The following is a 7,927-nucleotide window of genomic DNA, read 5'->3' on the forward strand; positions in this document are numbered from 1 at the left end:
GTTCAGACACGGCGCTGCTGATGTCCTTCCCGCTCGTCCCGAAGGAGGACATCCGGCTTTCCTGTGTCGCCTCTCAGGCCGTACGCAGGAGACAACGTAGGGTCGCCGACTAGCTGGCGAGAGCTGAATCCAGGTACACCTGCACCGGCCCGAACAGTCCGTACGGGACGTAGTCGGGGATCTGTCCGTGGGCCACCCAGGCAAGCTCGGCCAGTTCCTCGGTATCCGCGACATGCGCGGTTCCGCTGCGCACTTCGCAGGCGGTATAGGACATCAGCCTGCCCGTTGCCGGGTGGACTCGCTCGCCCAGCAGCTCGACGGCGGAGACGTTCAGTCCGGTCTCCTCCTTGGTCTCCCGCACGGCGGCGTCCTCGCGGGTTTCGCCGGGCTCGACTTCTCCAGCCGGGAACTGCCAGGAGAGCTTCCCCTCGCTGATCCGGCGCCGGACCATCAGAACGCGTCCCTCGTGCACGATGATGGCCGCTGCAATGCCGGGTCGCTCATCGGCGGTCTGCTGCGTCACGTCTGCTCCTCCAGGACGGCAAGCACGGGTGGGAAGATCGTATCGACGGGGATGAAACGGGTCACCGCGTTTCTGGGAACCCACATCACGTCGATGTTCTCGACGGCATCGGAGTTGGTGGCCTGGCCCGCGAGGTACTCGCACAGGAAGTATTCGCACTGGACGCCGGTCACCGGGTGAAGCCGGTTTCCGAGATGTTGCCGGATCGCGCAATGCACACCGGTCTCGTCCAGCGTTTCTCGCACGGTCGCTGTCTCGGCCCTGGCGCCTGGTTTGATCACGCCTGCCGGGAACTGCCAGCTGAGGCCCGTTGCGTCATCGTCTCGCCGGCAGACGAGCAGCACCTCGCTGTCACGTATGACCACGGCGATCGCGACGCGCAGGGCCTGCGCACCTGCTGGGCCCGGTGCGGATGAGCCGCGTTCAGCGGAGACCAGGAGCGCGAACCGCTGTCGTGCTGTTGGCGGGGCCTTCTCGTGGACGGTGTCGAGGAGTTGTTGCATCTCCTTGCGCGGCACTACGGCCGGGTCGGAGTGCCAGGCCGCCACGGTCCGTACCGCGATGCCGAGCCGGGCCGCGAACTGTTCATTGGTAAGGCGCAGGGCGGACTGCAGCAGGCAGGCGTGACGGCCATTCCAGAGTTCGATCACATCCACGTCTCCCCCTCCTTCGCCACCGTCCTCAGTGCAGGAAGTCGCGCACTGAAGGTGCACTCCGGCTGCATTGGCGGTTCATGGCCGTCCCGTAGGTGACTCGGAAGAATGATGGTCACCAGGGCGGAGTGAGCCGCAGGAATCGCCCTGAGCGGCCAATCCGACTGCGCCCAAGAGCACCGAGCGACCAAAGGGAGAGTCTAGGTGAGCGCCCCCAACGGGTAGTCAGGCCAACGAACTTGGCTGAAACAGATCCCTGATTTCAGCCCTATCGCTCCGCCTTCCGGTGCCCGCCATTCGAGGGGTGGTCCGAGCGTCCGGTCGAGCGAGTAGACGCCGGTAACCTCAGCTATCTGGCGACTGATCAGTCGTCAATTTTCATGCATATAAGCGAAAGGGACTCCATGGCTGAGGATCAGGCACACCCCGTTGAGCGCACGCTCGTCCTGCTCAAGCCCGATGCGCTCGTGCGTGGCCTGGCGGGAAGGATCATCACCCGTTTCGAGGAAGCCGCACTGAAGATCGTCGGCACCAAGATGAAGTCGATGGACGAGGAGTTCACCCGGCGCCACTACTTCGATCTGGAGGAGCGGCTGGGGTCGGAGGTCTATCGCGTCACGTCGACGTTCATGCAGCAGGGGCCGGTCATCGCGCTGGTGCTGGAAGGGTTCGACGCCATCGCCACGGTGCGGAAGATCGTCGGCAGCACGTACCCGAACCAGGCGCCGGCGGGGACGGTCCGAGGCGACTTCTCGCACTACAGCGCCGCGGGCAGCATCGCCTCGGGCAAGGCCGTGGCCAACCTCGTGCACGCCTCCGGCAACAAGGAGGAAGCGCAGCAGGAGCTTGAGCTGTGGTTCGACAAGGACGAGCTGCACGACTACAAGACCCTTGCGGAGATCTACACCTACTAGCGGCGGGTTACAGCGTCACCGCGGGGACGCCGATGCGTTGAGCACCACCAGTGCACGACCGAACTTCAGAGGGGAAACCATGACCATCCAGACCCGCCTGGCCTCCGCCGAGGAGCTGGAGTCCGTCTTCCAGCGCGAACTGACGACAGACCGGTGGGCCGCCACCGAGACCGCATACGCCCTGGCCGTACGCCACCGCGACCTGGGAGACCGGCCCAAGTCCCGTGAGTGGGTGCAGCAGTGCCTGCGACTCCTGGAGGGCTTCCCCAGCGACACCGAAGAGCAGGTGGCCACCAGCCGCACCTCGGTGGGCGGTGTTCAGCTCCCCACCTACCTGCACGAGGGCGTAGTCCGGGAACGCTTCGGCGGCCTGGACTGACCAGTGATCCATCCGGCGGGGTGGTGAGCCGGGCCGAGTGACGGCCGCACCGCCCCGCCCCTGACCCACAACCGAAGAAGCAGCAGCCGTCCGAACCGGCGACCCACCTCCTTGGCGCCGGTCCGGCTGGCTCCGTCATGCCTGATTCAGGAGGCGATACGCCCATGCCCATCGAGATCGAGATGCGTGCCCGCTTCGGCAAGGAGACCCGTGACCAGCTCGTCGGCCGTCTGCGGAGGGACGGCGAGGACCTGGGGCCCGACGACAAGCACATCTACTTCTACGTGCTGCCGGACCAGTTGCTGAAGGTCACCGACAACACGGCTGTCGGCACTGCCAAGATCACCCTCAAGGGAAGCAAGATCGGCCAGGGCGTCGCATTCGCAGAGACGGAGTTCGCCATCGCCCCGGCCGACGTGGGCGCCGCGGTGAAGGTGTTCAACGCTCTCGGGTTCGAGGGAGCGATGCACGAGGCGTCCAATCTTCGGCACAACTTCCGCTTCGACGGTGTCGAGATCGCGGTCAAGTGGAGCGAGGCATGGGGTTACCACGCCGAATTCGAGGTCCTGCTGGACGACGACGCCCCCGACGCCGCTCGTGCCGAGGCAGCCGCCAAGATTCCGGACGTCGCCAATGAGCTGGGCGTCACCCTGATGACCGAGCAGGAGCTGGCCGAGTTCACCGCCGCCTTCGAAGCCGCTGAGAAGGAACGCAAGGAGCGCGAGCGGCAGGCCGCGCCCATCCGGTAGAAGCACGTCATCGCGGAGACCACCGAGGGGGTGGGCACTGATGAGCACGACCCCAACGACCGCAAGCCTGATCGACCTGGCTGCCCGAGGGCAGCTACCACTCCACCAGTACATGGACCGGGCCACCATCGACTGGATCACCGCCAATCGGCCTGACCTCCAGCCCTCACCACAACCGGCCCTTCGGCCGATCGCGCAGTACCTCCTGCGGCGGACCGGGCTACCACGCGACTGGATGACCGAGCCTCGGCTGTACGACTCGATCCACGGCGTTCGGCACGCCATGCGCACCGCAGCACTGGCCGCCATCCTCGCCGAAGCGAACGGCTTGGACGACGCCGACACCACCACCGCCATCGTTGCCGCCGCCGTCCACGACTGCCAGCGCCATCACGACAAGGACGACCGCGGACACGGGGAACGCGCGGCGATATGGCTCGCCGCCAACGCGGACACCGTCTGGGGCCGCTTCGACCTCACGGCCACACCACGCCGTGTCACAAGGGCCGCCACCGCCATACGACTGCACGACGTGCCCTACGGCGCATTCAGCCCTGACGACCAGGCCGACTATCTGCGGAGCCAGATCATCTGCGACGTGGTGAAGGCCGCCGATGCCCTGGACCGGTACCGCCTGCCGAAGACCAGGTGGTGGCCGAACGCCCAGCACGTCAAAGAGCCCGCCTTCGACACGTTCCGCAGCCTCGCTTTCGACCTCGTGAGCATCTCCGAGAAGGCCCACCTTGCCGGTGCCCACAGCCCGGCGGCCGTCCTGTACGCGCTCGCAGAGAAGGAGCTGGCGTGACCATGGACTTCCTCGACGCCTACCACCTCTGGGCCGACGCCCACGCCTTCTACGACACCACCCTCATCCCCAGCGCTGCCGACACAAACGACCCGCTGGCCCAGCAGTCGGCAGCCTGGGACGAGCGTCTCGCCGCCACACCGAACGGGTGCCTGCTGCGCCAGAACTCCCTCTTCGACGCCCTCAACGGCAACAGCAGACTGCACCTCCTCCACGTCACCCACGCCCTTGAACAGATCAACGAGCAAGGAGTCCTCTACCCGTCCGGCGGCTGCCTCGTCGGGAGCGTCTACTGCGCCCCGCTCACGGCTACGGACCGGGGCCTGCGGATGCACAATCTGGCTGCGTACGTCCTGACCAAGGAGGCGCCGGCCTTCCTGGCCAAGCTCGGCGTCACCGACCGCGTACCCACCCCACTGATCTTCGAGATCAACACCCCACCGCAGGCGTACCAGGGCCTGGCGGGAGTGGACTACCTCCGGCTGGGCCTCATCCACTTACGGATCTACTGCCACCTCGAATACCTGCTGAGCAAGGGCGAGCGCCACCGCTTACGCGAGACCGTCGTAGCCAGGGTGAAGAACTCTGCCGCCTTCCTCGCCACCGCGGCGGCCGTGGCCTACCGAGGCACGCACATCGCCCCCAGGCCCTTTCTCGGCCTCCTCGACGAGACCATCCCTCGATTACCGATCCTCGGCTACCTGTACTTCGAGGCGCTGGCGGAGTACCTGATGCTCCACTCGACCTCGCAGCACACGCGACGCCTGGCCGACATCGGAGAGCTGAACAACTGGCTGTACAAGGAGATGCTCTTCGCCTCCTACCCGGACATGGCCGGCAAGTTCGACCTCGCGAGGTTCCGCCCCAGGCCCGGCCGGCTGGCCGAGCTCATCCACCAGGTCGACCCGACCATCGAGATCAACCACGCGGCCGACTACCTGGTCGAACGAATCAGCCACATCATCGCTGCCCGGCTCTTCGCCCCTGGGGAGGCCCCGGAAGCCTGGCATCACAAGCGCTGGGAATTCGACGCCCTCTCCACCCAGCTCGGCCCCCTGCTGGGCCACCTCATCCACCGGGAACTGCGCACCTTCGGCCGCTACCCCGACTTCTACTTCTACTTCGACCAGTACAAGGCCCTGCAAGCCTGGAACTACTGGAACCACATGGACATCGTCACCCCGTTCAACGGCACGATGCCCAAGGGCGAGATCGGCATCAACCCCGCCTACCCCAACCTCGACTACCGCGTCTGGCGCGCCGAACAGGACGACGCCGGCCACCTCCACCCGGCCGAGCAGCTCTCCTTGACCATCGCCCCGCGGTTGGTGGACATCAAGTACACCCTCATGCGCAACAACCAGTGGACCGCCCCGGCGCCCAGCGCCGCGTAACCACTGCACCTTCACCAGCAGCTGCTCTGCTGCCTCTTCTTCCCAGGAGCCCCGCCATGAGCTACTTCGGCATGCCCTCCGTCGACCTCCTCGGCGAGCAGATCGACGCCGTACTGAGCGCGCCCTCCACCACCCACGGCCTGGCCCGATCACTCCGCACAGCGGCCTGGGAGATCGAACTCCACCGTAACCACCACGCCAGCCGACGGGTCTGGCCCGACAGCCGCATCGACCAAAAGCCCACCAAGGTCCAGATCGGCGGCGGAACTCACCGCATCGAGGACTTCTTCAACATCGACGCCGTCCCGCCGGCCGACCTGCTCTGGGATGTCCGCGAAGGCATCCCTCTGCACGACGACACCGTCGAGCTGATCTTTCCGAGCACTTCCTGGAGCACATCGACTACCCCCGCTCCGCCAAGAACTACGTCCGCGAGGCTCACCGCGCACTCACACCGGGCGGCAAGATCATCACCGGCGTCCCCGACGCCGCCTTCGCTCTCAGCCAGTACCCCGGGCCGCTGAACCCCGCCGACGAGATGGTCGAGCGCTGGTATGCCAGGCGCGACTGCCGCAACGACATCAACACCCGGCTCGACCTCGTCAACCTCGTCTTCCGCGACCAGGACGACGACCCCAAGTACACCCCGCATCTCTGGGCCTACGACTACGAGAAGCTCGTCCAGCTCTTCACCGAAGCGGGCTTCGCCACCGTAGAGCCGTGGACCTTCGACACCAAGATCGCCAATCCGAAGCGTCGCTGGGGAAGCGTCTACGTCGTCGCCACGAAGTAGCGACGACGTAGACCACTGACCGCCCGGATAGCGACTTCCCCGGCCGCACTCCCCCTGCGTGCTGTCGTACCGGCAACGGTCGGCATGCGGCGCCCACCCACGCACAGCCGGCCCCGCTGAGGGCGGCATCCCCCGTGATCACGTCGGCCTGCCGCTCAGGGGCTCCCCTCGCCTCAAGCCCCGGTCTGAAGAACCGTCGAAGGGTCTCTGTCATGCGCTGCCATAGCCAAAGCTTCCTTCTGGTCCGCGATCCGACCTCGGTGCCGATCAGCCGTCACCGTCTCCAGGATCTGGTGAAAGAGTGGGGGCTCCGCCTCGACGAGTCCTCCGATACCGCACTGACCGTCATCACCTCGGAACTGGTCACCAACGCGGTGCGGCACGGCACCGGCACGGTGCTCACCATCACGGTGTCCGCCAACCTCAGCCGACGGCGAATCCTCGTCGAGGTCTACGACGGTTCGCTCGTCCTCCCTGTTCCGCACTGGGCGGATTCGGAGGACGAGTCCGGGCGCGGTATGGCACTGATCGACCGCCTGTCCCTCTGCCACGGGGCCGAGCACACCACCTGCGGCAAATGCGTCTGGGCGGAGATCGCCATGCCTCCGCAGCGGGTCACCCGTCAACGGCTCATTCTCCGCCCCCGACGGGCCGCCCGAGCTATCGCCCGGCGTTTGGGCGCAGCCCGCCAGCCCCTGACGACCGTACGCGCAGGAAGCCGTACTGGTCATGGGCGCCATGCGCGGGCCGTTCCGCGCAGACTCTCAGCCCTGCGGCCTGGTAATGAGCAGCGGCCGCAGGTCCGTGATCAGGAGGCAGCGGATCGGTGAGCCCACGGGACAAGCTAGCCACCCGCTGTGCGGCGGAGACGCTCGACTTCGGCACGGAGCGCGGAATTCTCCGCCTCCAGTTCGGCCTTCGTGCGGCGACCTGCGCTGCCACGCCGTGACACCGCATTCCGAGACTTCGCCCGCGGCGCATTCGGCGGCTCAGCCGCTGGCCCGAGCACCTCAAAAGCCACGACCACTGCAGGGTTCTTGCCGCACTCCGAGCAGCATTCATCTTGCATACCCACATCGGGGCGGGTTTCGCGGCAGTGCCGTTCGACCCTCTTGAATATGCCCGCAGTAGAGACGCACGCGCCATCTAATGTACTCGCAAGCGGGTGGTGCCGTATGGCTATCAAAAAAGCTCCTGCACCTGGCGGAACTGCTCCGCAGACAAGGGAGGGGACTTGGCGGCCTGCCGCTCCACCCACGCGGCTATGTCCTCGGCCGCCCCCTGACGACGGCGATCAGCCGGCGAAAGCTGATACGCGTCCAGAGGCAACCCATGGCTCTCGTACTCGACCGTCACTCCAGCACGCTATGAAAGCCGGGTCCCCAAACGGGGTTTCTGCCGTGCCATCACCCGTACGGGAACGCCATGGGCGTACGAACCAGCAGCTTGTCCCGCAGTCACCAACCGGCCGGGGAGCAAGATGACCGACGTAGCGCCCGGTGCTTCAGCAAAGCCTTCGGTCAGCGTCATCATGGCGCCCTGTTCGGGGGGTGCCTCTATGTCTTTCGTCAAGGCGTCTGGGTCGGGTTTGCGGTGGTTTGTGGTTGCTGGGGTTATGCGGTGAGCTCGATGTCCTTGGGCGTTCGGGGTTCGTAGAAGGTGCCGTCGCGGAGCATGGCGAACAGGACGCTGATGCGTTGGCGTGCGAGCCGGAGGA

At 66.2% G+C, this 7,927-nt stretch carries 9 protein-coding genes and 1 pseudogene; 7 read left to right on the plus strand and 3 right to left on the minus strand.

Annotated elements, in window-relative coordinates:
• Positions 1-109: 109 nt before the first annotated feature.
• Positions 110-523, minus strand: coding sequence for an NUDIX hydrolase (locus ACGFR7_RS35055; RefSeq protein ID WP_393327400.1), 414 nt, complete (start codon positions 521-523; stop codon positions 110-112).
• Positions 520-1,179 (minus strand): NUDIX hydrolase, encoded by a 660-nt coding sequence (locus tag ACGFR7_RS35060; protein ID WP_052861815.1) that lies wholly within the window; start codon positions 1,177-1,179, stop codon positions 520-522. The genes ACGFR7_RS35055 and ACGFR7_RS35060 overlap by 4 nt, the downstream gene beginning before the upstream one ends.
• A 401-nt stretch (positions 1,180-1,580) precedes the next feature.
• Between ACGFR7_RS35060 and ACGFR7_RS35065 the strand changes: the two genes are divergently transcribed.
• From ACGFR7_RS35065 to ACGFR7_RS35095, 7 genes and pseudogenes are all read left to right on the plus strand, one after another.
• The gene (locus tag ACGFR7_RS35065) at positions 1,581-2,090 is read left to right on the plus strand and encodes a nucleoside-diphosphate kinase (protein WP_016578924.1); all 510 of its coding nucleotides are present in this window, start codon (positions 1,581-1,583) and stop codon (positions 2,088-2,090) included.
• 79 nt (positions 2,091-2,169) lie between these two features.
• Positions 2,170-2,469, plus strand: coding sequence for a hypothetical protein (locus tag ACGFR7_RS35070; RefSeq protein ID WP_393327405.1), 300 nt, complete (start codon positions 2,170-2,172; stop codon positions 2,467-2,469).
• 164 nt (positions 2,470-2,633) lie between these two features.
• Positions 2,634-3,218, plus strand: a complete 585-nt coding sequence (locus ACGFR7_RS35075) for a hypothetical protein (RefSeq protein WP_393327407.1) — start codon at positions 2,634-2,636, stop codon at positions 3,216-3,218.
• A gap of 40 nt (positions 3,219-3,258) precedes the next feature.
• Positions 3,259-4,023 (plus strand): hypothetical protein, encoded by a 765-nt coding sequence (locus tag ACGFR7_RS35080; protein WP_393327410.1) that lies wholly within the window; start codon positions 3,259-3,261, stop codon positions 4,021-4,023.
• A gap of 2 nt (positions 4,024-4,025) precedes the next feature.
• Positions 4,026-5,417, plus strand: a complete 1,392-nt coding sequence (locus ACGFR7_RS35085; protein ID WP_393327423.1) for a hypothetical protein — start codon at positions 4,026-4,028, stop codon at positions 5,415-5,417.
• Positions 5,418-5,473: 56 nt separating this feature from the next.
• Positions 5,474-6,210: pseudogene (locus ACGFR7_RS35090) on the plus strand (class I SAM-dependent methyltransferase).
• A 212-nt stretch (positions 6,211-6,422) separates the two neighbouring features.
• Complete coding sequence (locus ACGFR7_RS35095) at positions 6,423-7,040, plus strand: ATP-binding protein (RefSeq protein WP_393327412.1); 618 nt, start codon at positions 6,423-6,425, stop codon at positions 7,038-7,040.
• A gap of 352 nt (positions 7,041-7,392) precedes the next feature.
• Here the strand turns inward: ACGFR7_RS35095 and ACGFR7_RS35100 are convergent, their stop codons facing one another.
• The gene (locus ACGFR7_RS35100) at positions 7,393-7,566 is read right to left on the minus strand and encodes a hypothetical protein (protein WP_393327415.1); all 174 of its coding nucleotides are present in this window, start codon (positions 7,564-7,566) and stop codon (positions 7,393-7,395) included.
• Positions 7,567-7,927: the final 361 nt, after the last annotated feature.

Origin of the sequence: Streptomyces sp. NPDC048516 (assembly GCF_043199875.1) — a bacterium.
Lineage (GTDB): Bacteria > Actinomycetota > Actinomycetes > Streptomycetales > Streptomycetaceae > Streptomyces.